Origin of the sequence: Frondihabitans sp. Leaf304 (genome assembly GCF_001423105.1) — a bacterium.
Lineage (GTDB): Bacteria > Actinomycetota > Actinomycetes > Actinomycetales > Microbacteriaceae > Frondihabitans.
Genome location: NZ_LMNV01000002.1, coordinates 1,099,815 through 1,122,751 on the forward strand (window position 1 = coordinate 1,099,815; position 22,937 = coordinate 1,122,751).

Annotated in this window: 19 protein-coding genes; 8 read left to right on the forward strand and 11 right to left on the reverse strand. The window is 66.6% G+C overall.

The genetic code is table 11. The features are described 5' to 3' along the window. From ASF54_RS04905 to ASF54_RS04915, 3 genes are all read left to right on the forward strand, one after another. The coding region (locus tag ASF54_RS04905) for a bifunctional glycosyltransferase/CDP-glycerol:glycerophosphate glycerophosphotransferase (RefSeq protein WP_084815951.1) at nt 1–2,591 on the forward strand (2,591 nt) is incomplete at its 5' end. 51 nt (nt 2,592–2,642) lie between these two features. Then, nucleotides 2,643–3,356, forward strand: a complete 714-nt coding sequence (locus ASF54_RS04910; protein ID WP_055959434.1) for an acyltransferase — start codon at nt 2,643–2,645, stop codon at nt 3,354–3,356. Between the two features lie 28 nt (nt 3,357–3,384). Further along, nucleotides 3,385–4,236 (forward strand): DUF6270 domain-containing protein, encoded by an 852-nt coding sequence (locus tag ASF54_RS04915; protein ID WP_055959436.1) that lies wholly within the window; start codon nt 3,385–3,387, stop codon nt 4,234–4,236. Between the two features lie 79 nt (nt 4,237–4,315). On the opposite strand, the gene ASF54_RS04920 is transcribed toward ASF54_RS04915, so the two are convergent. The 3 genes from ASF54_RS04920 to ASF54_RS04930 are packed head-to-tail and all read right to left on the reverse strand — an operon-like array spanning nt 4,316 to nt 8,551. Next, complete coding sequence (locus tag ASF54_RS04920; protein ID WP_055959438.1) at nt 4,316–6,958, reverse strand: CDP-glycerol glycerophosphotransferase family protein; 2,643 nt, start codon at nt 6,956–6,958, stop codon at nt 4,316–4,318. 46 nt (nt 6,959–7,004) lie between these two features. Further along, nucleotides 7,005–7,733: an ABC transporter ATP-binding protein gene (locus ASF54_RS04925; RefSeq protein ID WP_194603219.1), complete on the reverse strand. Its 729-nt coding sequence runs from the start codon at nt 7,731–7,733 to the stop codon at nt 7,005–7,007. Beyond that, a complete protein-coding gene (locus tag ASF54_RS04930) occupies nt 7,730–8,551 on the reverse strand; it encodes an ABC transporter permease (RefSeq protein WP_055959440.1) in 822 nt (273 codons plus the stop codon). Before ASF54_RS04930 ends, ASF54_RS04925 begins: the two co-directional genes overlap by 4 nt. 191 nt (nt 8,552–8,742) lie before the next feature. On the opposite strand from ASF54_RS04930, the gene ASF54_RS04935 reads away from it, so the two are divergent. The 3 genes from ASF54_RS04935 to ASF54_RS04945 all read left to right on the forward strand — a co-directional run bounded on the left by ASF54_RS04935 (nt 8,743) and on the right by ASF54_RS04945 (nt 12,831). Beyond that, nucleotides 8,743–10,113, forward strand: a complete 1,371-nt coding sequence (locus ASF54_RS04935; protein ID WP_055959442.1) for a glycosyltransferase — start codon at nt 8,743–8,745, stop codon at nt 10,111–10,113. Then, a complete protein-coding gene (locus ASF54_RS04940) occupies nt 10,110–11,570 on the forward strand; it encodes a glycosyltransferase family 2 protein (protein WP_055959444.1) in 1,461 nt (486 codons plus the stop codon). The genes ASF54_RS04935 and ASF54_RS04940 overlap by 4 nt, the downstream gene beginning before the upstream one ends. A 115-nt stretch (nt 11,571–11,685) precedes the next feature. Next, nucleotides 11,686–12,831 carry a glycosyltransferase family 4 protein gene (locus ASF54_RS04945; protein WP_055959446.1) on the forward strand — a complete coding sequence of 382 codons (1,146 nt, stop codon included), beginning with the start codon at nt 11,686–11,688 and terminating at the stop codon, nt 12,829–12,831. Between the two features lie 57 nt (nt 12,832–12,888). Here the strand turns inward: ASF54_RS04945 and purE are convergent, their stop codons facing one another. The 5 genes from purE to ASF54_RS04970 all read right to left on the reverse strand — a co-directional run bounded on the left by purE (nt 12,889) and on the right by ASF54_RS04970 (nt 17,511). Then, on the reverse strand, nt 12,889–13,356 hold the full coding sequence (purE, locus tag ASF54_RS04950; protein ID WP_055962092.1) for a 5-(carboxyamino)imidazole ribonucleotide mutase: 468 nt from the start codon (nt 13,354–13,356) through the stop codon (nt 12,889–12,891). A 257-nt stretch (nt 13,357–13,613) separates the two neighbouring features. Continuing rightward, nucleotides 13,614–14,750: a 5-(carboxyamino)imidazole ribonucleotide synthase gene (locus ASF54_RS04955; protein WP_055959448.1), complete on the reverse strand. Its 1,137-nt coding sequence runs from the start codon at nt 14,748–14,750 to the stop codon at nt 13,614–13,616. Further along, the gene (locus tag ASF54_RS04960; protein WP_055962093.1) at nt 14,750–16,096 is read right to left on the reverse strand and encodes a UDP-glucose dehydrogenase family protein; all 1,347 of its coding nucleotides are present in this window, start codon (nt 16,094–16,096) and stop codon (nt 14,750–14,752) included. The genes ASF54_RS04955 and ASF54_RS04960 overlap by 1 nt, the downstream gene beginning before the upstream one ends. 20 nt (nt 16,097–16,116) lie before the next feature. Beyond that, nucleotides 16,117–16,692 (reverse strand): PH domain-containing protein, encoded by a 576-nt coding sequence (locus tag ASF54_RS04965; RefSeq protein WP_233573017.1) that lies wholly within the window; start codon nt 16,690–16,692, stop codon nt 16,117–16,119. A gap of 3 nt (nt 16,693–16,695) precedes the next feature. Then, the gene (locus ASF54_RS04970) at nt 16,696–17,511 is read right to left on the reverse strand and encodes a biotin--[acetyl-CoA-carboxylase] ligase (protein ID WP_055959450.1); all 816 of its coding nucleotides are present in this window, start codon (nt 17,509–17,511) and stop codon (nt 16,696–16,698) included. Nucleotides 17,512–17,631: 120 nt separating this feature from the next. On the opposite strand from ASF54_RS04970, the gene ASF54_RS04975 reads away from it, so the two are divergent. Together ASF54_RS04975 and ASF54_RS04980 are read left to right on the forward strand one after the other, a co-directional pair. Continuing rightward, nucleotides 17,632–19,230 carry an acyl-CoA carboxylase subunit beta gene (locus ASF54_RS04975; RefSeq protein WP_055959452.1) on the forward strand — a complete coding sequence of 533 codons (1,599 nt, stop codon included), beginning with the start codon at nt 17,632–17,634 and terminating at the stop codon, nt 19,228–19,230. Beyond that, on the forward strand, nt 19,227–19,466 hold the full coding sequence (locus ASF54_RS04980) for an acyl-CoA carboxylase epsilon subunit (protein WP_055959454.1): 240 nt from the start codon (nt 19,227–19,229) through the stop codon (nt 19,464–19,466). Before ASF54_RS04975 ends, ASF54_RS04980 begins: the two co-directional genes overlap by 4 nt. Before the next feature lie 375 nt (nt 19,467–19,841). Here the strand turns inward: ASF54_RS04980 and ASF54_RS04985 are convergent, their stop codons facing one another. Genes ASF54_RS04985 through ASF54_RS04995 form a run of 3 tightly spaced genes read right to left on the reverse strand, consistent with a single transcriptional unit; the run spans nt 19,842 to nt 22,898 of the window. Then, a complete protein-coding gene (locus tag ASF54_RS04985; RefSeq protein WP_055959457.1) occupies nt 19,842–20,927 on the reverse strand; it encodes a hypothetical protein in 1,086 nt (361 codons plus the stop codon). Further along, nucleotides 20,924–22,207: a sensor histidine kinase gene (locus ASF54_RS04990; RefSeq protein WP_157510029.1), complete on the reverse strand. Its 1,284-nt coding sequence runs from the start codon at nt 22,205–22,207 to the stop codon at nt 20,924–20,926. Before ASF54_RS04990 ends, ASF54_RS04985 begins: the two co-directional genes overlap by 4 nt. Further along, nucleotides 22,197–22,898: a response regulator transcription factor gene (locus tag ASF54_RS04995; protein WP_055962098.1), complete on the reverse strand. Its 702-nt coding sequence runs from the start codon at nt 22,896–22,898 to the stop codon at nt 22,197–22,199. The genes ASF54_RS04990 and ASF54_RS04995 overlap by 11 nt, the downstream gene beginning before the upstream one ends. Between the last annotated feature and the right edge of the window lie 39 nt (nt 22,899–22,937).

Below are 22,937 nucleotides of genomic sequence, written 5' to 3' on the forward strand. Positions count from 1 at the left end.
TCCCGGTCTACAACGTCGCGAGATACCTTCCTCGTCTGCTCTCGTCGCTCTCACGGCAGACCGTGGACATCGCCTCCGTGCAGGTCGTCTTCGTCGACGACGGCTCGACCGACGACAGCCTGGCGATCGTGACGCGGTGGGCCGAGAGGCCAGGCGGATCTCGCATCGTGGTCGAGCAGGAGAATGCGTGGGTGTCGGCCGCCCGTAATGCGGGCCTCGCGGTCGCGACCGGTCGCTGGGTCACCTTCGTCGACGCGGACGACGAATTGGGCGACACCTATATCGCCGAGATAGCGAAGATGCTCGCCGCGCACGATGACGGTGACCTCGCTCTGGTCGTCGCCCACCAGTTGCGAATGGACGACGCCGGCCGGCTCACCGACAACCACAGCCTCCGCTTGAAATTCAGCCGTGGCTCGCGAGTGGTCGACATCCGGCGCGAACCCCTCGTCCAGATGAGCGTCAACTCCGCCTTCTTTCTCCGACACGTTCTCGACGAGAACGGCATTGCGTTCGATCTCCGCATCAAACCGGTCTTCGAGGACGCGCACTTCGTCGCGAGGTACCTCCTGGCGTCGACGTCGCCCAAGGTGGGCCTCGCGGCATCGGCGAAATACCACTACCGCACCCGCAACGACGGCACTTCGCTCATGCAGACGCACTTCGACAAGCCGGAGAAGTACACGAGCGTCCTGCGGCACGGTCACCTGGAACTCCTGACCGAGGCGGCGGAGCAGGGTCCGATTCCCCGGTGGCTGGAGAACATGGTTCTCTACGACCTCTTCTGGTATTTCCGTAACGAGCAAGACATTTCCTCCCGGAGCGCCGCCGCTCCCCCGGAGGTGTTCGACGAATTCCACGGGCTGATGCGAGAGATCGTGCGGCGCGTCAGCGCGGAGTCCATCGCCTCCTTCGCCGTGATGGGCGTCGACGACCTCTATCGGCGGGCGCTCCTGGCCGGCTACACGGGCTGGCTCGAGCATCCCCACCACGTCCTCTTCGGCCCCGTCGACGAGACGAAGCAGCTGATCTGTCTCAGCTATTGGTTCGTCGGAGAGCTCCCGCACGAGCGGATCTCCGCCGACGGAGCAGAGATAGTCGCTGAGCACGAGACGGTGCAGGACTTCACGTTCTACGGCCGCGTGCTGCTGCGCAAGCGGGTGCTCTGGGTCGCCCGGGGCGGCGGGCTCCGGCTCGCCGTCGCCGGACGCTTTCTCGACTTCCAGGCCGACGACGATCTCGCCCCCGAGTCCGTCCTCACCGAAGCCCGGCTCCGACCCGCCATCCTTCGGCAGCGACCCGTCGGCGTGGAACCGTTTGTCGACCTGGAGACGACGATCTCAAGGCACCTGTCGTCGACTGTTCGTGGGGTCGCGCGATCGGTTCGCCAGACGCTTTCGCGAGCGTCGATCCAGGACCACCGGTTGGCACTCGAGGCTCGTTCGTCGAAACGACGAGCACTGTTCGACCACGCGTGGGTCTTCATGGACAGGGATACCGACGCGGGTGACAATGCGGAGCATCTGTACCGGTACGTTCGCCAAGAGCACCCCGAGATCAACGCCTGGTTCGTCTTGAGGCGCGATTCACGGGATTGGTCTCGACTGGCCGCCGAGGGCTTCCGCCTCGTGGAGTACCAGTCAAACGACTGGCGAATCCTGCTGCTGCGGGCTGATCACCTCGCGTCGTCCCACATCGACAGCTATGTCGTCGATCCCCTCGACGAACGACGGTACGGGCGCCCGCACTACCGCTTCACGTTCCTCCAGCACGGCGTGATCAACTACGACATGTCGCGCTGGCTGAACACGAAGAAACCCGATCTCTTCGTGGTGACCACTCCCGCCGAGCACGCGGCGATCGCCGGCCACGGCCCATACCGGTTCTCCTCGCGCGAGGTGCGTCTGACGGGGTTGCCTCGACACGACGCTCTTCTGGCCAAGAGAAGTGCCGTCCCGCCCAACGACCGACGTCTCTTTCTCGTCGCTCCGACATGGCGCAAAGACCTCCTCGGCGAGCAGCGCGCCGGCTCGAACGAGCGTTCTCGATTGGAGGACTTCTCGTCGAGCAGCTACGCCACGCACTATGCCGAGCTCCTCGGCGACCCCCGCCTCACGAGCGAGCTCCGAAGCCGGGGGCTCGAACTCGCGTTCATGCCTCATCCCAACATCCGGCCGTATCTCGAGTCGTTCGGCCTCGGCCCTAACGTGACGGTCCTCGACTATGCGACGAGCGACATCCAAGACGTCCTGGCTCGGACAGCCGTGTTCGTGACCGACTACTCGTCTCTCGCTTTCGACGCAGCCCTCCTCTCCATTCCGATGATCTACTTCCATTTCGACGCTGACGCCTTCTTCGACGGCAGCCACGCCCGTCGCGGCTACTTCTCGTATCTCGACGACGGCTTCGGACCGGTCGCGACGACGGTCGGCCAGGTCGTGGATGCCGCGACCTCGCTCGACAGCGAATCAGGTAGCCCTTCGCCCCTGTACGAGACCCGGATGACCACCCAGCTGGTCCTCCGAGACGGCAGCAACGCGGGCCGTGTTGTCGACCGGATGCTCGAGCTCGACCAGCGCGGCCCTCGGTGACACCGTCGGTGGCGATGCCGCAATGTGCGGAGAGATAGGTAGGCTCGAACCGTGATCATTCGGGAACTCAAAGCGTTCGAAGACGACCGCGGCAATCGGATCGAGTACACCGGCGAGCACGCGCGCGAAGTCAAAATCACGATTCGCGGAGAGAACAATCGAATCGCCATCGACTCGACGGCCCGACTGGGCCGCTTCGTCGTCGATATGGACTGCGACAACGGGTCGCTCACCATCGGAGCGGGCCAGGGTGCGCCTCCCCTCAATGCAACGATCCGCATCGGACAGGATTCGACGGTCACCATCGGTGACAACGTCTCATCGACCAACACCTGCGTGATCAGCGCGACCGAGGGCACGAGCGTGACGATCGGCAACGACGTCATGCTCGCCAGCCAGAATCAGATTCGAGCCGACGACGGCCACGCGATTTTCGACGTCGAGACCGGTGATCGTGTCAACGTGTCTCGATCGATCTCCATCGGCAACCACGTCTGGCTGGGGATGGGAGCCGCGGTGCTCGGAGGTGCCTCCATCGGTGACGGCACCGTCATCGGATACGGCTCGCTAGTGACTCGCGCGCTCCCCAACAACTGTGTTGCCGTGGGAACGCCGGCGAAAGTGATCCGCCGCAACGTGGCGTGGGAGCGAGCGCACCTTTCGCTCTCGAAACCGTTCTACAAGCCGGACGCCTCGACCGTCGAAAAGTCGAGCTACTGGCACATGACAGAGGATCCGGAAGACGACTCTTCCGAGCAGGATTGAACAGAGCTGTAAAGACGAAAGGCCCGAAGTGACCAAGACCACACTCGCAATAATCGGCTCGTGCGTAACGCGCGAAGCTTTCATCACCCGCAACAACCCGGATTACAAGGACTCCTACGAGGTGGGAGCCCTTTCGTGGCAGACCAGTCTCGTCAGCTTCATGTCCGCTCCCGTCGTCCCCGCAATGGCACGGGCGATTGTGCCGAGCGCGAGAATGAACGAGAACAACACCAGCACGATGACTCGTGACCTCGAAAAGACGGACCGGGCTGAAATCGAGGCTCTGAAGCCCGACTACCTCGTCTTCGATCTCTACGCCGACGTTCGTTACGGAATCGCGCAGCTTCTCGACTCGTACATCACCAACAATTCGAACGGCTTCCGCAAGACGGATTACTTCACAGCCGGCAAGGGTTTCACGACCCTGCACATGATGGGTGACACCGAGGCGTACATGCAGATTTTGAAGGATGCACTCGACGCCTTCTTCGCATGGACGAACGAGCATCTTCCGCACACGCGCATTGTCATGCATGCGTTCCACTACACCTCGTACTACCGCGAGGGCGGCGTCGACCTCAACTTCATCAAGTCGCACGGTGACACGTCTCGTGACAACGTGTACCGCCGCCTACTCCAGGAGAACGGCAAGTACGACGAGCTGTACAGCTACATCCAGGAGAAATTCGCGCCTCTGACGATCGACAACAGAGACAAGTCGTACTACGGCGACGCGGAGCACCCCTACGGCCGAACTCCGTGGCACTTCGGACGGCCGTTCTTCACCGACTTCATGGCCGATCTCGACCGGATCGTGCTCGAAGACAAGACAGGCGCCGCCGAGCCCGAGCACAAGCCCTCGGCGACCCTGGCCCAGTAGTCAGGCTCGAATCATCCGCCGGCTGCCGGTCGATGCGACGGAGTCACGTCGCTCGACCGGCGCCGGCCAGATCGTCTTCTCAGACAGTGGGCTCGACGATGCGCGGGCTTCCCTCGAGAGCCTTCATCGCTCCGAGGACGCGCTCCGCGGACTGCCCGTCGCGCACGGGGAAGGTCGCAGCAGTGCGCGCGACGTAGGTGTCTTCCGATCGGTACTGCCGATCGGCGATGCCAGACAGGGCCGAATACATGCCGTCGACCGTCTCGACCACGGGGCCGAAGCCGTCCCGCTCGTAGTTGAAGTACCCCTGGCGCCCACTGTGCGACCCGCTGAAGAACTGCGAGAAGTCGAAGTGGAAGTAGACCAGGGGGATGTCGAGAAGACCCGCCTCGAAGCCGAGTGATGAGTAGTCGGTGACGAACGCCGCCGCTCGCGCTAGAACATCCTGAACTCCGTCGACGGCGAAGTCGAGCACGACGACGTCGCTCGGAAGCACGAACTCGTCGAGATATTCGCCGAGGAGCGGATGCGGCATGAAAGCGATCTTCTTGCCGGTGCGAGCGGCGAGGTCGCGGATCCTTTTCGACGTCAGCAGCTCGGTGTACTTCTTCGCGAACGTGCTCGCGGCGAAGTCGGGGTTGCGCGCCCAGCGGCCCGAACCGGGGATGGGCGGGCCGACGAGATACTGCCGCCACGTCGGCATGATGACGATGAGATCCCTCTCGTCGTCCGACAGTGAGGCGCGCTTCCGCAGAAGCGAGTCGAAGCGAGGCAGTCCGGTGAGGACCACCTCTTTCTGGGTGAAGAAATACGGGCCGTGGCCCCCGATCGCCGCCTTCTCCTGCGGGGTCGACACCACGAACAGGTCGGGCCTCTTGGAGTTCAGCCAGCGAGAGAGGTCGTAGTTGATGACTCCGTGCTGGAGAAAGGTGAAGTAGAAGCGGGGGGCACCGAAGACCGACTGCGGTAACGGCTTCACGACGTAGTCGGCGATGTGCGACGACGCGAGGTGATCGGCCTGCAGGATGAGCAGACGCCACTCGAACGATCCGTAGTCCACGAGCCGGAATCCCTCGGCCTCGAGCCGTGCCCAGTCCTTGGAGTCGCGCCTGAGGACGAACCACGAGTTGACCTCGGGGTGGTTCTTCCACACATGGCGGTACATGTGTTCGCCGTTGTCGTTCGCATCCGTGTCTCGGTCCATGAAAACCCAGGCGTGCGCGAACCGCTCTCGAGAACGTCGGGAGCGGATCGCGAGCGAGACGGCCGCGGCCTTCGGCTGACGCGAGGTGACCCAGTCCCGTGCGCCGCTGACTCGCTCTTTCACGACCCGCTTGAGGTGGGGCGCCGCGCGTTCCGAGATGGCGAGAGGGTCGACCAGGCGACGCCGCTGAGCGAGGATCTGGGGCTCGATGCTGGCGCTGGTGAGGATCTCACCCGGCACGAGGTTTCGACTGCGTCCGACGGGGACGGGTCTGCCATCGAGGAACACGCGAGTGGCTTGGCCTCGCGGAAGCCAGACGCGTCGAGATCGGACGAGCGTGCGGCCGAAGAACTCGAAGTCTTGAATCGTCTCGAAGACCGGTTGTGCCTGCTCGCCATCCACGAGGAACGCCTCGTCCGGCATCTCACCCGTGAACCACCACGAGAGCTCGACCAGCTGGAGGATCTCGTCGACACGGCCCAGGACAGCCACGTCGGGCTTCAGCGGTTCGTCGGCATACCCGCTACGGAGAGCCTGGCGAACGCTGACGTCGAGGCGTTCCAGCGAGTAGGAGCGGATGGCGTCGTCGCCGAGGCGACGCAGGATCTCCCCGGCGAGTGCATGGAACTCGTCGAAATCGGCGGGCGACGCCTGCGCCGTGGGTGATCGGATGAAACGCTCTCGCCGAAAGTAGCCCGCGAGATCGTGAAGCACGACGTTTTCGAGCCACCGCTCGGTCACGGCGTCGAAATCGGTGAGGAGTGCCAGGTGCCCGTACCGCAGCGTGTCTGTGTACGCCCTGCGCTCGGCATAGCGATTCTGGATCAGCGATGACGCGTCGGTGAACTGCCGGGCGATGTACTTGGCCGAGGCCATGAGCCCGACTCGACGGAAGCCGTGGGTTGCCAGGAACCGCGCGGCGAACTCGGCTTCGACGAACGAGTCGCCCACGCGCGTGTCGAAGGCGTTGCCGCCACTGACCAGCGCGGCTCGGCGGAAGAACGCGGCCGTGACCGACATGTTCACCACCGGCTCCCACCGCAGGTCGGCTACTCGCGAGCCTCGCTCGTAGCGAGCGCGGGACGGGTGGCTGTCGACGACCGTGCCGTCGACGTTCTCGAGCACGTGCGCCGTGACCAAGCCGAGCGACGGGTCGTCGTGAACGGTGACGAATTTGTGGACGGCAGCCAGGTAGCCCTCGCCCAGCACGTCGCGGGGAGACGGGAACGAGACCCATGTCGCCGTCGTTCGCTCCAGGCCCAGGTTGCGAGCCTCGCTGGCCGACTCGGAGTCGACGCGATAGAGCCCGACCGGTGTGCGTCGCGTGCGAGCCCACTCCTCGACGATCGGCCAGGTGGAGTCGGCCGACGTGGTTCCGACGAAGACGAGCTCGGTCTCGCCGGCCGCCACATCCGAGTCGACGAGAGAGGCCAGGAACGCAGAGACGTCTTCGTCCGGTCCCCCGACAGCAACGACCAGGGCGAGCGTCGGCTCTCCGGAATTCTTCGACTCGGTCACACGAATCTCCTTAGCGTCCGGGAGCGAGCACGAAGCCCTCCCCGGGTCAAACGGTCGAGGTGTAGGCGTCGATGACGCGCTTGGCGGGCCCTACGACCTGGAGTTCTCCCCGGTCGAGCCACGCCACCTGATCGCACATGTCGCGAACGGTGCCCATCGAGTGCGAAACGAGGATGACCGTGCGGCCATCGGCCTTCATCTCGGCGAACTTGTCTCGGCAGCGCTTCTGGAACGTCGCGTCTCCGACCGACAGGACCTCGTCGACGACGAGGATGTCGGGTGTCACTGCAATGGCGACGGAGAAGCCCAGGCGCACATACATGCCCGACGAATAGTTCTTGACGGGCTGGTCGATGAAGTGCCCGACGCCCGAGAACGAGACGATGTCGTCGAACTTGCGCGTGACCTCTTTGCGCGACATGCCGAGGATGGAGCCGTTCAAGAAGACGTTCTCGCGGCCCGTGAGCTCCGGGTGGAATCCCGAGCCGACTTCGAGCAGCGACGCCTGCTTGCCGCGGGCGGTGATCTCGCCCGACTCGGGCCAGAGGATCTTGGCGAGGCACTTGAGGAGGGTCGACTTGCCCGACCCGTTCTTGCCGATCAGGCCGAAGGTCTGACCGTGGGGCACCTCGAACGAGACGTCTTTGAGCGCCCAGAAGTCTTCGTGCACCGACTTCTTCCGATTCATCACCGCGCTCTTCAGAGAGTCGTTGCGCTCCTGATACATCCGGAACTTCTTCGACACATGCTCGACGGTGACAGCAGCGTCGCTCACAGCATTTCCGCCAGACGCTTCTCGTTGCGCGAGAAGATGAAGTAACCAAGAGCGAGCGACGCGAAAGCGGCCACCACGATATAGAGCATGTCTGTCCAGTCAGGCCAGGTGTTGTCGTACAGGAAGTTGCGGAACACCGTGGTGAACCGCTCCATGGGGTTGACCTTGTAGAGGTCGAGAATCCACGGCTTGTTGACCTTCTGGGCGGCCTCTTCGACCAGGGTCAGCGGATAGATGATGGGCGTCAGATACATCCACATCTGCAGCGCGATGCTGACGAGGTGCTGCATGTCGCGGAAGTGAACGTTGACGATGGCCAGCATGAGGCCGAGACCGGTGGCGAACATAGCGAGAAGCACGATCGAGACGGCCACGAGCGGCAACCAGGGCCAGATGAACGAGCCGAACGCCGCGAGCGCGATGAGAAGCACGCCCATCTCGATGAGGAACGTGAAGCCGAAGGAGCCCACCGCGGCGAGCGGCAGGTTCATCCGGGGAAAGTAGACCTTCTTGATCAGCGAGCCGTTCGAGACGATCGAGGTCATCCCCGCGTTAAGAACGTGGCGGAAGAACATCCAGGGCAGCAGACCGCACATGAGCCACAACGGGTAGACGTTGAGGCCGCTCGGGTTACCGACTTCGATTCGGGCCTTGAAGATGAAGGAGTAGACGATCGTGTAGATCACCATCGTCGCCAGGGGGTTGATCAACGACCACAGCTGCCCGAAGACAGTGCGCCGATATTTACCCTTTACCTCACGCGCCGTCAGGTTGACGAGAAGTTCGCGCGACGAGATGAGGTCGTTCAAATAGGTCATAGGTCTTAGTGGCTCCGGATGCCGACCCCGTTGAGGTCGAAGCTTGTCAAGACTGCCCCCCGTAGCGACTTTGACGTCGCGACATCCGGCCGAGCCTTGGATCTCACCCCCTGGCGGTTTCGAGTTCACCCGGGGGCCATTGTGTCCTTACCGATTCATGATAAAGCACAGACACCGAGTAGCCTGACGCAGTGCGAGTCTTCTTCAGCAATCACAGCACTGCGCCTGTGAACCTGGGCGGGGCCGAACGCTCGCTCCTCCATCTCGTCGAGCACTGGCAGTCACGTCGCCCCGATCTCGAACCGCACTTTCTGACGAAGGCGCCCGAGGGTCAGTTCATCAAGGCTCTGCGAGCCAAGAACCTCCCCTTCACCGCCTACCGATTCCGGGGTTGGGCTCTGCCGAGCGATCAGCCGGCGCCCGCTGCCGAGGTCGCATCGTTCGCGACCGCCGACTACGCAGCCGTCACCGCGATGATCCGCGAGATGGAGAAGGCCAAGCCCGACCTCGTCGTCACGAACACGATCGTCGCGCCCTGGGCCGCCTTCGCGGCGAAGACCCTCGGCATCCCCCACGCCTGGTTCGTGCGCGAGTACGGCGATCTCGACCACGGTCTGCAGTTTCAGGAGGGGCGCGACGCCACTCTCAGCGACATCGGGCTGCTGTCGGAGGCGGTGTTCACGAACTCGCGAGCCGTCGAGGCGCACCTGGCCGGCCACATGGATCCTGCGCTTCTTTCTGTCGTCTATCCGAGCGTCGACGCCGAAAAGCTCACCGCTCTCGCGGGCGAGACGCCGGCGGTGGAGCCGTTCCCCCAGAAGGATCCGGGTCTCCGCCTCGTTCTCGTTGGTCGCGTCGAAGAGAGCAAGGGTCAGTTCCGGGCCATCGACGCTCTCGGCGAGCTGGCGCGCCGCGGCGTGTCGGCGTCGCTCTGCTTGGTCGGGTCGTGGAAGCACCCCGGCTACGACCTCGAGCTCCGCGACCGCGCCCGTGCGCTCGGTGTCGACGACCGCATCGTTTTCGCCGGTGAACAGGACAACCCCTTCGCCTTCGTGGCCCGGGCCGACGTGTGCCTCACCGCCTCCACCATCGAGGCGTTCGGTCGCACCACCCTCGAATACCTGACCCTCGGCAAGCCCGTCGTCGCCTCGAACACCGGCGGCAGCGCCGAGCTGATCCAGCCGGGCGTCAACGGCCAGCTGTTCGACCTCGAGTCGACCACGGGGCTCGCGGACGCCCTCGAGAGCTACGTCACGACGCCGGAGTCGATCCGAGCGCACGGTGAGGCGGCGCGTCAGAGCATCGAGCACGTAGGATCCGGCGACACCGGCCTCGACGCCGCCATCGACCGCCTCGAATCGCTCGTCGGGGCACCCGCCTACCGGCTTCCCGCTATCGCCCGCTACTGGTTCGAGCTCCCCGCCGCCTACTCGTCGATCGGCGGCACGTCGGCCCGTGCTTTCGCCGGCCTCGTCAAGCACCGTCTGGTTACGCGGAGCGGCCTGATCGGGCGGGTCCTTCGGAGTCCGCGGGTCGTCGCTCGAAGGATCACCGGGCGATGAGCGCCGTGGGGGGAACACGCAGGCCGGTCACCGTAGTCGTGCCGCTGTACGACGATCTCAAGGGGATCCAGCAGTGCGTCGAGTCAGTGCTCGACCACGTCGATCTCGACTTCGACCGCATCATCCTGAGCAACGACCGCGGGCCGCGGCACGAGGAGGTCGAAGCGCTGGTGCTCCGGCTGATCAAGAGCCACCCCGAAGTGACCTACCTCAGCAACGACGTGAACCTCGGCTTCGTCGGCAACTGCAACCGCGTCGTGCTCGAGTACGACACCACCGGCAACGACGTGCTGCTGCTCAACAGCGACACGATCGTCACGGCGGGATTCCTCGACGAGATGGCCGAGGTGCTCGCCCTCTCGCCCTCCCACGGTGTGATCACCGCCCGGAGCAACAACGCCACGCTGGCCTCGATCCCCGACCGCCGACGGTTGCCGCGCCAGCCCCGCACGATCGACCACTCGGCTCGGGTGCACGCCGCGGTCGTCGACCTGCTCCCCCGCTACACGATCGCTCCGGTCGCGATGGGCTTCTGCTTCCTCATCCGCCGCGACCTGATCGACCGGTACGGTCTCTTCGACGAGGCCTTCGCACCCGGCTACGGCGAGGAGAACGACTTCTGCCTCCGCGTGAACCAGCGCGGTTACGCCTCGGTTCTCGCCAATCGTGCCCTCGTGTTCCACACGGGATCGACGAGCTTTTCGGGCGACCGCGGACCGCGCCTGCGGTTCGGGCACGAGAAGCTGCTCATCGAGCGCTACCCCTTCTACGTCGGCGCGCTCGGCTACTTCTACCAGCGCGGTCGCGACCCCGTCGACACCTTCGCCGACGCATTCGACCGCGGCGACGACGTGATCCGGTTGGCCATCGACCTCGTGCAGGAGAGCACCGACGCCGTTCTCCGCGACATCGAAGACTTCGTGCACCGCCTCGGGCGCGGGGTCGTCGTGACGCTCATCACGCCGAAAGAGGTGCTGGCGCAGGCGCGGGAGCTCGTGCCGTCCGCCCTCATCACGGCGCAGAGCCGCGTCGACTCGCTGTACGACGTCGCCCTGGCGCTCGGCCCGATCTACGATCTGGCGCGCCTCGTACGGCTCAATGAACTCGCGCCCCGCTGGATCCTGATCGATGACGGCCCGGCCCGGAACAGCACCTGGTCGCAGCGGGTCGACTACCACCGCATCGAAGCGGTCGAGCGCATCGCGCAACGATTCGCCGACCGGTGGATCGTGATCGACGACAACGAGGCGGCCGCTCGAGCCGTGATCGAGGTGGCGGAGCGCGAGATCGACCCCGCGCACCTCCGGCTGCGCTGGACGTGGCTCGTCGATGCGGGGCTCGCCTCCGGGATCCTCGGCTACCCGCTCCGGCCCTCCCGCGGACGACGTCTCGCGCTGTGGATCGGTGCGAAGTCGCCGCGAGCGTCGCGGTTCCTGAGGGGCGTTCTCAACCGGTGACGGCCCGCTGCCTCGCCGTCCGGGCGGTCTCTCAGGCGGTGACCCCGGACACTGATACTGTCTTCCCGACCGACTGCGCTTCGACTGCGCGTACCTGCGGAGGAGTGATCGAAGCATGCTGACACTTCGCGTCGTGGTCGATCAGATCCTCGCCCCGGTTCCCGGCGGCATCGGCCGCTACACCGAAGAGCTCACGCGCCAGCTGATCCAGGTCGCCCCGCGGGGCTGCGACGTCGAGGGCGTCGTCGCCGCTCACCCGCAGGAGGCGTACGACCGCCTCGAAGACAAGCTTCCCGGGCTGGCCGGTCTCTACCGTTCTGTGCTCGGCCGCCGCGAGCTCTCGGTCGCCTGGCAGACCGGCGTGATCGGCCTTCCTGGCCGGGGCATGGTGCACGGCACCAGCCTGATGACCCCGCTCTACAAGCACGACCGCTCGCTCGACGCGGCGACCCAGACCGCCGTGACGATCCACGACACCGTGCCGTGGACCCACCCGTCGACCCTCACCGCCCAGGGCGTCCGCTGGCATCGGGCGATGACCAAGCGCGCCTACCGGTTCGCCGACGCGGTCGTCGTGCCGACGCACGCCGTTGCCGCCGAGCTCAACGAGATCTTCCCCTTCGGCGACCGGATCCGGGTGATCGGCGGCGCCGTCTCGACCGAACTCGATGCCCCCGACGAGGCGATCGCCGCCCGCATCGCCGACGAGCTCGACCTGCCCGAACGCTACGTGCTCAGCGTCGGCACCCTCGAACCCCGCAAGGGCCTCGAGCCTCTCCTCCAGGCGATGGCGCACCCCGACGCGCCCGATGTGCCGCTGTTGATCGTCGGCCCCGAGGGCTGGGGCGACGTGCACATCGACGACGTGGTTGCCCGGCTCGGTCTGCCCGAGGGGCGCGTGCGGATCCTCGGTCGGGTCTCTGACGAAGCCCTGTCGGTGCTCTTGCAGCGCGCCAGCGTCTTCGTGTTCCCGTCGGTCGCCGAGGGCTTTGGCCTGCCGGTGATCGAGGCCTTCAGCTTCGGTACCCCCGTGGTGCACTCCGACGCCCCCGCGCTCGTCGAGGTCGCCGCGGGGGCCGGCATCACAGTGCCCCGCGACGACGCCGCGGGCTACCCGGAGCGGCTCGCCCAGGCGATGTTCCAGGTGGTCAAGGACCTCGAGCTGGCCACCCGGCTCGGAGTGGCCGGGCTCGACCGTGCGCGTGCCTTCAGCTGGCGCGACTCGGCCGAGAAGGTCTGGCAGCTGCACGCCGACCTGTAGAAGGTGTGCGGGATTGCCGCGTACCGCTGTCGCTAGTGCTGTCGCTGTCCATGTCGCCTACAGCGAGAGCTTGAGCTTCGCGTTCTTCTCCTCGACGAGCTCGGCGAGACTGCTCGCGTAGTCCGCGAGGCGTGCTGAGACGGCCGGGTCGGACGACCCGAGGATCCGTGCTGCCAGCAGCCCGGCGTTCGCTGCCCCACCGATCGACACGGTGGCAACCGGAATGCCGGCGGGCATCTGCACGATCGACAGCAGCGAGTCGAGTCCGTCGAGTTTCGCGAGTGCGACGGGCACGCCGATCACGGGCAGCGTGGTCACCGACGCGAGCATTCCGGGCAGGTGCGCGGCCCCTCCGGCACCGGCGATGATGACGCGGACGCCCCGGCCGGCCGCCGCTTTGCCGAACGCGATCATCTTGTCCGGCGTGCGGTGAGCGGAGACGACCTCGACCTCGTGCGCGATGCCGAACTCGGTCAGGATGTCGGCCGCCGACTTCATCGTCGCCCAATCGGAGTCGGAGCCCATGACGAGGGCGACGAGCGGTGCGGCGGAGTTGGCGGTGGGTGCAGAGCTGGTGTCGGTCACGCTACGAGCCTAGCCAGGATCGCAGACCCTCACGGCCGGCACAGACTTCACAACCGACACAGACCCTCGCGATCGGCACACCCCCCCTGCGATCGGCACAGACCCGCCCCACCGGCACACACCCGCACGGCCGGCACACACCCTCGCCCTAGGCGGGGTGTTTACGCCGTTCGTGAGGGTTTAGCCGAAATCACGCCTCAGCCCGCGAAGAACTCCGCTGCAGCACGTGCCCGATACACCACATCGTCGAGGTCGTCGCCTAGTACGGTGACGTGCCCCACCTTGCGGCCCGGCCGAGGCTCTTTGCCGTAGTCGTGCACCTTCGCGCCCGGCTGATCGGCCATCAGCGCTGGCAAGCGGTCGGCCATCGTGCCGTCGGACGGCCCGCCGAGCACATTGACCATGACGCTCCAGTCGGCGTGGGTGCCGGTGTCGCCGAGCGGCAGGTCGAGCACTGCTCGGAGGTGCTGCTCGAACTGGCTCGTCGTCGACCCGTCGATCGACCAGTGGCCGGTGTTGTGCGGGCGCATCGCGAGCTCATTGATCAGGATCCGGTCGTCGTTCGTCTCGAACAATTCGACAGCGAGAACGCCCGTCACTCCGAGCTCGGTCGCGACCTTCCGGGCGATGTCTTCGGCGATGTCGGCGATGCGACCGGCCGACCGGGGTGCTGGCGCGAGCACCTCGGCGCAGACGCCGTCGCGCTGGATCGACTCGACCACGGGCCAGGCGACGATCTCGCCGCTCGGACGCCGCGCCACCGACTGCGCGAGCTCACGGCGGAAATCGACGAGCTCTTCGGCGAGGAGTGCCCCGCCGGTCGCGGGGTCGGAGAGACCGTCGAACCAGTCGGCGACCTCCTGCGACGACGACACGACGCGGACGCCCTTGCCGTCGTAGCCGCCGCGAGCCGTCTTGACGACCACGCGACCGCCGTGCTCAGCAAGGAAGGCATCGAGGTCGGCAGCGGTCTCGAGTCGCGCCCAGTCGGGTACGGGAAGACCGAGGGCGCTCAGCCGCTCGCGCATGACGAGTTTGTCTTGGGCGACGAAAAGGGCTTCGGGCGACGGATGGACCTCGACGCCGGCATCGACGAGAGCGCGCAGAACGGTCTGCGGCACGTGCTCGTGATCGAACGTGATCGCATCGACACCGCGAGCGAAGGCCAGCACGGTCTCGACGTCGTGGTAGTCGCCGACCTGCGTCGCCGCAAGGCGGGCGCTCGACCCCTCGGTCTCGGCGAGAACCGAGATCTCGAGGCCCAGGTGGACTGCCGGTGGCACCATCATGCGCGCCAGCTGGCCTCCGCCGATCACTCCGACGCGGAGCGCCATCAGGGGCGCCCCAGACCGCGGACCTCGAAGCCGGCCGCGCGCCAGGCGACGGGGTCGAGGCAGTTGCGGCCGTCGACCACGTTCTTCTTGGCCACTGCGGCGGCGACGACGCTCGGGTCGAGCTCGCGGAACTCGGTCCATTCGGTCAGCACGAGCACCGCGTCGACACTGGCGATGGCCTCGGCGGCGGTCGGGGCGACCGTCAGCGTCGGCAGGCTGCGGAGGGCGGTGTCGTTCGCCTCGGGGTCGTACGCCGTGACGATGGCGCCGGCGTCGACGAGCTTCTTCACCACGTCGAGGGCCGGCGAGTCGCGCACGTCGTCGGAGTTCGGCTTGAACGCGAGCCCGAGCACGCCGATTCTGGCGCCGGCGAGGTCGCCGACGAGCTCGCGGGTCAGCGTCACGACGCGTTCACGACGGCGCAGGTTAATGGCATCGACCTCGCCGAGGAACGACAGGGTGTCGTGCAGACCGAGCTCGTCTCCGCGCGCGCGGAAGGCCCGGATGTCTTTGGGCAGGCAGCCACCGCCGAAGCCGAGCCCCGCGTTCAAGAACTTGCGCCCGATGCGGGCATCGTGGCCGATCGCGTCGGCGAGTTGCGTCACGTCGGCACCGGTGGCCTCGGCCACCTCGGCCATGGCGTTGATGAATGAGATCTTGGTCGCGAGGAACGCGTTCGCCGACACCTTGACCAGCTCGGCCGTGGCGTAGTCGGTGACGATGCGCGGGGTGCCGGTGGCGAGCGCCGTGGCGTAGACCTCGTCGAGCACTGCGGTGGCCTTCTCGCCCGCCTCGCCCGCGGGCACGCCGTAGACGAAGCGGTCGGGGGCGACGGTGTCTTGCACGGCGAAGCCTTCGCGCAAGAACTCGGGGTTCCAGGCGAGAGTCGCGCGGGATCCTTCGCCCTCAGAAGCCCCCGCACTCTCGACGACGGCTGCACTCTCGACGACGGCTGCGAGGCGAGCGGCCGTTCCGACCGGCACCGTCGATTTGCCGACCACCAGGTCGCCCGCCGAAAGGAACGGCAGCAGGCCGTCGACGGCGGCGTTGACGTAGGTGAGGTCGGCGTTGTAGCTGCCCTTGGTCTGAGGCGTGCCGACGGCGACAAAGTGGACGGTCGCCTCGGCCGCGGCCGACATGTCGGTAGTGAACCGCAGGCGCCCGGAGGCGAGCGCCCGGCCGAGGACTTCAGGAAGGCCCGGCTCGAAGAACGGGGCCCGACCGGCTTGGAGCTCGGCGACTTTGTGTTCGTCGACGTCGATGCCGACGACGTCGTGACCGAGCTCGGCCATGCAGGCCGCGTGGACTGCCCCGAGATAACCGCAACCGATGACTGAGATCTTCACGTGCACGACCCTAACGGAAGTCAGCCGTGACGCTCGTCGCCGTTCCACAGGGTCGATCCGTCGGGCGCGTGCGACTGCTCTTGCTGCCGCAGCCTCGCCACCGCCGAGATGTTTTCTTCCATTAGATCGTGCAGGGTCGACTGCACGAGGTCGGCCGTGGGGACGTCCCAGAGCACGACGGGCCGGTCGAGCCCCGAGTTGATCAACACATCCCCCGATCCGAACAGGCTCTGCGCGCTGTTCTTGCGAACGGTGAGGTCGTAGCCGCGGGTGTGCATCAACTCTTGGCGGGTGCGCACGAAGAGCCCGCGCCGGATGATGATGCGCCTCGTCGTGATCGTGTAGTGCCGACCGAGCCAGGCGAGCAGCGGGATGACGAACAGAAGCAGGATGAGCGCGAGCGCCGCGATCAGCACGGCGTCGTTCTGCCAGCGCTCCGGCAGCCGACCGTTGAACCACCCGCCGAGCCCCGACACGACGATGAGAGCGAGGGACGGCCAGAACAGCACGCGAGCGTGCGGGCGGAGCCTCGCGATGACCTCTTCACGCGCGGGCTCGCCGAACGGCTCGGCCAGGCGCTGGTCAGGGGAGGTCATGCGTCATTCATACCGCAGGTGGGTCACGTCTCCGGCGGCGATGGTCAGAGGATCGTGAGAATCATTCGAGAGGACGACGAGGCGGCCCGCTCCGTCGAGCCCCTCGGCGACGCCCTCGAGAAGGATTCCGTCGGGTAGTTCGACCCGAACGGGACGCCCGAGAGTGTCGCAGGCCGCGGTGACCTCCTGCCGCACTGCCTCGATGCCGTCGGGCTCTCCTTCGGCGAGCAACTCGACGAGACGCCGGAGGTGGATCAGGTACGCACCGAACACCGCGTCGGCGAGGTGCAGAGCGCTGCCGTTTGCCCCCTCCACGACGAGCGACGTCGACGTCGGGGTTGGCAGGCGGTCGGCGGGAATAGTCAGGTTGATGCCGGTGCCGAGCACGACCGAGTCGGGCACACCGTCGACCGTGACGAGGTCGGCCAGGATCCCGGAGATCTTGCGCCCCGACACCTGCACGTCGTTCGGCCACTTCAGTGTGACGTGAGCCTCGGGGAGCAGGTCGGCGACCGCCTGCCGCAGGGCAGCCCCACCGATCAGCGGGTACCACCCCCACGAGTCGATCGGAAGCGGATGGCCCGACGCGGTGCGGGTGCGCAGCAGCACGCTTGCGGCCAGCGACTCGCCGGCCGGCGACGACCACTGACGATCGAGCCGGCCGCGCCCGGCGGTCTGGTCGAGCGACGCGACGACCGCGAAGTCACCCCGCTCGGATGCCACCTCGACGAGGTCGACGTTTGTCGACCCGGTCGTCTGGCGGTAGTCGAATTCGGATACCAGCCCGCTCGTGATCGGGAACTGCTCAGAGTCGCTCATAGGGCAAATCCTCTCAGCACCACCTGGAAGAGGACGCTCCGGGGCGCATGCACCGGGAGCTCCGGGTGTGCAGGCCCGGCGCTCCGGCCCCGGTCGCGACTGGAAGATAGAGTTGTCGCCGTGACCCCAGAGACCCCGCAGACCAACCACGCCACCACCGCCGGCAAGGTCGCCGATCTCAAGAAGCGCTTCCACGAGGCAGTGACGGCGCCCGAAGAGACCGCGATCGAGAAGCAGCACGCCCGCGGTAAGAAGACCGCCCGCGAGCGCATCGACGGGCTCCTCGACTCCGGCTCGTTCGTCGAGCTCGACGAGTTCGTGCGGCACCGCACCACGGCTTTCGGCATGGATGCCAAGCGTCCCTACGGCGACTCGGTCGTCACCGGCACCGGCACGATCAATGGCCGTCAGGTAGCGATCTACTCCCAAGACTTCACGACCTTCGGCGGCTCGCTCGGCGAGGTCGCCGGCGAGAAGATCATCAAGGTGATGGAGCTCGCCCTCAAGACCGGCGTGCCGATCATCGGTATCCTCGACTCCGGCGGAGCCCGCATCCAGGAGGGCGTGGTCGCTCTCGGCAAGTACGGCGAGATCTTCAAGCTCAACACGGCCGCCTCCGGCGTGATCCCCCAGATCTCGATCATCATGGGCCCGGCCGCGGGTGGTGCCGTGTACTCCCCCGCTCTCACCGACTTCGTCGTCATGGTCGACAAGACCAGCCAGATGTTCGTCACCGGCCCCGACGTGATCAAGACCGTCACCGGAGAAGACGTCGGCTTCGAAGAGCTTGGCGGCGCCCTCACGCACAACACGATCTCGGGTGTCTCGCACTACCTCGCCGCCGACGAAGACGACGCGCTCGACTACGTGGCGACGTTGCTCGGCTTCCTGCCCGACAACAACCTCACCGACCCCCCGGTCTACGAGGTCGCTCCCGAAATGGAGACGACCGATGCCGACGCCGCACTCGACACCCTGATCCCCGACTCGGCGAACCAGCCGTACGACATCCTCACGGTCATCGAGCACGTCGTCGACGACGGCGAGTTCCTCGAAGTCCAGCCGTTGTTCGCACCGAACATCGTCGTCGGCCTGGGCCGCGTCGAAGGTCGCTCCGTCGGCATCATCGCCAACCAGCCGAACGTCATGGCCGGCACGCTCAACATCGACGCCGGTGAGAAGGCGGCCCGCTTCGTGCGGTTCTGCGACGCATTCTCGATCCCGATCCTCACCCTCGTCGACACCCCCGGGTTCCTGCCGGGCACCGACCAGGAGTGGACCGGCATCATCCGCCGCGGCGCCAAGCTCCTCTACGCCTACGCGGAGGCGACCGTGCCCCTCGTCACCGTCATCACGCGCAAGGCGTACGGCGGGGCGTACATCGTCATGGGCTCGAAGCAGCTCGGCGCCGACATCAACCTCGCCTGGCCCACCGCCGAGATCGCCGTCATGGGCGGTCAGGGCGCCGTCAACATCCTCTACCGCTCCGAGATCAAGCGGGCGACCGAGGCCGGCGAAGACGTCTCTGCCGTGCGCACGAAGCTCGCGAACGACTACACGTACAACGTGGCGTCGCCGTTCCTCGCGGCCGAGCGCGGCGAGCTCGACGGCATCATCGAGCCGTCGTCGACCCGCACCGCAGTGATCAAGGCGCTTCGGGCGCTGCGCACCAAGCGGGCTTCTCAGCCGACCAAGAAGCACGGGAACATCCCGCTGTGAACGATTCGCTGGCAGACGGACCGCAGGATCCTACGATCCAGGTCGTATCCGGCAACCCCTCTGCAGAAGAGCTGGCCGCGGTCACCGCCGTGCTGGCGGCTCTCGAGGCCGCCGCGCGCGACGAGAGCGCGGCCCGGCGTCTGCCTCGGGCGTCGAGTGCCTGGGCCGAGAGCCAGCGGCCTCTGCGGGCGCCGCTCCGCGTCGGCGCCGGGCAGTGGAACCGCCACAGCGCCTAACCCGGCGTGCACCCCGACGGGCCCCGTCCGTCCCCCGAAATGCTCGCGTATCGGGTGTGAGACGTCACGACTTCCCCCGAATGGGGGGCATGTCGGTGTGTTTAGCCCGTCGACGGCCCGCCTGCTGTCCCCCTAAATGACGACTTTTGCTCAGGAGACGCAGGGCGCAGTATTACTAGTGCCAGAGTGTCTCCTTTGAGAGACACCACCGGACATCGGCTCACTAGGGTAAGCGGGCCGATCTTTGTTCGGGGGCGAGTCAGGGCGTCATTCGGGTTGTCGCTCTGAATTCGGGAATACAGGAAGGGCCGGACTGGGTATCCGGCCCTTCTGCTTTTCCGCTGCAGTCTCGGCCGCTCTCGCTGCGTCAGCCTTCTACGCGTCGGCGCGCTCCACCTCGACCGAAGACCGGCGGATCTGCAGCCACAGGCTCACTTCGTCTTCGTCGTCATCGTCTTCGTCGTCATCGCCGGCGTTCGAGGAGCCGAGAGCGCTCGATTCGAGGTCTTCGGAGCTCAGCCCGACCACCGTGACCGCGTACTCGCTCCCCGGAGCCACGGTGCGGATGATGAGGCGGTCGGCCGCCGCGTCTCGAATCGCCGACGCGAGCTCCGCATGCACGCGCGCCAGCTCATCGTCTTCGACGTCGTCGATGCCGCCCTCATCGAGCAGGCTGACGATCGTGCCTCGGCGCCGGGCCGCCATGACCTCGTGGCGGACATCGTCGGAGAGGAGCCTGCGCCCGCGGATCTCGTCGCGGATGGCGCCCTCGAGGTTGAGGCACTCCTGGCGTTCCTCGGGCGTCAGGTCGCCGCCGGTGGCCACGATGCGCTGGAGCATGGGCCTGGCGGTCCGGCCGGTCTGCAGGAGGCGGAACTGTCGCTCGTTGACGTGAGCCTCTTGAGCGGCCTGCCAGTCGGCGGCCTCCTGCTCGGCGCGGATGAACTCGCGGGTGTCGCGACCCGCACGAGCGAGGGTGGCCTGCAGCGCGTGCGAGATGCCCACCCAGCTGACACTGCCGACGACGCCGAATGCGGCGAGATCGGAGAGGTTGCCGCTCCACACGACAGTGTGAACCGCAAGGAAAGCGACTCCCGCCCAGGCGAAACCGTGCCGGCGCCGGGTAGAGACGATCACCATGAGCGTGCCCACCGCAGCCACGTACCAGGTGGCATAGCCGGTGCCGCCCGGGTGGTTCGGATCGAGTTGCGAAGCGACGACCAGGGGCACGATCACCGCGACGGCGAGGCAGATGCTGGCCATCCACACGGGCATCGTGAGCCCCTGCTTCTTGACCGGAATGAGCGCGAGCGCCGTGGCGACGGCGTAGAGGGCCATGCAGACGATGACGGGCGCGGCGTTTCTCGGAATACCGAGCGAGACCGTCGCCAGAAGGAGGTGATAGACGGAGAAGACGGCAGCGAGGCCGATGGGGAGCCAGCGGGGCAGTTTGACGTTCACGAGGGCTCCTCGGGGCTGAGTGGTGCGGGTGCGGAGGGCGAAGCGGCCGACTGCTCGGAATCGTCGGAGCGGGGCCAGGAAAGGCGAATGATCGTTCCTTCGCCCGCGGCAGTCTGAATAACGGCCGAGCCGCCGGCGTTCGCCAAACGCTCGGTGATCGAGACGCGCACCCCGAGACGCTCACCGGGAACCGCGGCGGGGTTGAAGCCCGACCCGGTGTCGCCGACCTCGACGCAGACGCGCTCGGCGGTCCAGAGCAGGGAGACCCACCGAGAGACGCCGACCGTGCCCGCGTGCTGCACGCTGTTGACCACCGCCTGGACCGCCGCCGAGTACATGGCCTCGGCGGCCGCCGCCGGAATGGCGTGGTCGTCGAGCGCCTTCGACCGGACCTCGACCTCGGCCCCAAGGTTCGAGACGAGCACTTCGAGGCGCTCCCGCATCGAGGTGAGGCTCGTGGACGACTCGTCGAAGGGTGTCACGCTCGCGGCCGTCGTGAGGTGCGACATGGCGTTGCGAGCCATCGTCGTGGCCAGGGCTTTCTCATCGGGCGAGAACGACCGTGCCGCCGAGATAAAGGTCGTGAGCACGCTGTCGTGCACGATCGCGTCGACCTGGACGCGCTCCAGCTCGATCGCGTGCTCGCGAATGGCTCCTGAGTAGCGGCTGACGGCCATGTTCTGCGCCCGGTCGACCGAGACGGAGGCCTGCCGCAGGAGCGTGATGAGAATGAGCACGGCGCCGCCGAGAATGATCGAGTAGATCGAATCGATGGCTGCCCAGAACGGCTTGAGGCCCCCGCCCGACGGCGTGAGCTCGACCAGCCCGTAGACGAGCGGTGTGAGCAGCAGATAGACCGTCGCCACCCAGGGGGTGAACGCGATGGCGGCAGCCGCCGTCGCGACCGTGATGAGGTAATACAGCCACGGCGACTCGTCGAGCACCCGAGCCGGATCGTCGACCGCCAGCGGCCAGGTCAGCAGCGCGACCAGAAACGAGATGGCCAGGAACGCGGCGGCTGTCTCGAGGCCCCGCATCGAGACGCTGGTGATGCCGACGGCGACGATTCCACCGAGGAGGGCGATCGAGATGATCCATGCCCAAGCGGGCTGCATACTCGACTGCTGATCGAGCAGGTAGGGAATTGCGAGGGCCCCGTAGACGAGGCCGAGAGCGGCGAGGAGGCGCGCGAAGATCTTGTCGAGCAGCGGACCGCTGATCGGGTTGCGGGTCGACCTCGGCCGGAAGGTCGGTGCGGAGGAGGCTCCGTCAGCGGCCATCTCCGCCATCCGCATCGAGGCCGGGCAAAATGCCGTCCTCGACCGCGCGGCGAAGCAGGTCGACCTTGGTCGGCGCGGGGCGCCCGACCTCGACGTACTTCACACGGATCCGGTCGAGGTATTCACGGGCGGTCGAGTAGCCGATGCCGAGCTGCTGAGCGGCGAGCTTGAGCGGCAGACCCGACGCGTACAGGTGGAGGATCTCGCGTTCGCGTCGCCCGAGCTGGGCCTTGGCGAAGTCGCGGTCGGCGTCGATTGCGCTGGCCCACTCGAGGTTGTTCAACACGTCACCGCGAGCGACGGTCGCGACCGCGGCCATCACGGTCTTCGTCGCGGACGACTTCGGAATGACGCCGGCTGCCCCGGCGGCGAGCGCCTCGCGGACGGACGCGACACGGTCGGCGATGCTGTGCACGAGGACGGCGGAGCCGGTGGCCTGCACGCGCTTGACGTTCTCGGTCACGGTCGAGCCGTCGCCGAGCGACAGGTCGAGCACCACGACGTCGACCTCGCGGCCCGCGAGGTTGTCGACGAACTCCTGCACGCCCGCAGCGGTGAGGATGACGTCGAAGCCCTCGTTCTGGCAGGCCGCCTGGATACCCAGCCGCACCGACTCGTGGTCGTCGACGATGGCGACGCGCACCGGGGCCGTGGTTTTCGGAGTACCGGATGCAGTCGGTTCGGGCAAGATTTCGGGCACGAGAATCCTTCGTTCGATGGGCGCTCGGTC

Excerpts from the sequence above, each read along its gene's own strand:
- ASF54_RS04930 (WP_055959440.1), bottom strand. The coding sequence starts at position 8,551 with ATGACCTATTTGAACGACCTCATCTCGTCGCGCGAACTTCTCGTCAAC.
- ASF54_RS04940 (WP_055959444.1), top strand. The coding sequence starts at position 10,110 with ATGAGCGCCGTGGGGGGAACACGCAGGCCGGTCACCGTAGTCGTGCCG.
- ASF54_RS04945 (WP_055959446.1), top strand. The coding sequence starts at position 11,686 with ATGCTGACACTTCGCGTCGTGGTCGATCAGATCCTCGCCCCGGTTCCC.
- purE (WP_055962092.1), bottom strand. The coding sequence starts at position 13,356 with ATGGGCTCCGACTCCGATTGGGCGACGATGAAGTCGGCGGCCGACATC.
- ASF54_RS04955 (WP_055959448.1), bottom strand. The coding sequence starts at position 14,750 with ATGGCGCTCCGCGTCGGAGTGATCGGCGGAGGCCAGCTGGCGCGCATG.
- ASF54_RS04965 (WP_233573017.1), bottom strand. The coding sequence starts at position 16,692 with ATGACCTCCCCTGACCAGCGCCTGGCCGAGCCGTTCGGCGAGCCCGCG.
- ASF54_RS04970 (WP_055959450.1), bottom strand. The coding sequence starts at position 17,511 with ATGAGCGACTCTGAGCAGTTCCCGATCACGAGCGGGCTGGTATCCGAA.
- ASF54_RS04990 (WP_157510029.1), bottom strand. The coding sequence starts at position 22,207 with ATGGCCGCTGACGGAGCCTCCTCCGCACCGACCTTCCGGCCGAGGTCG.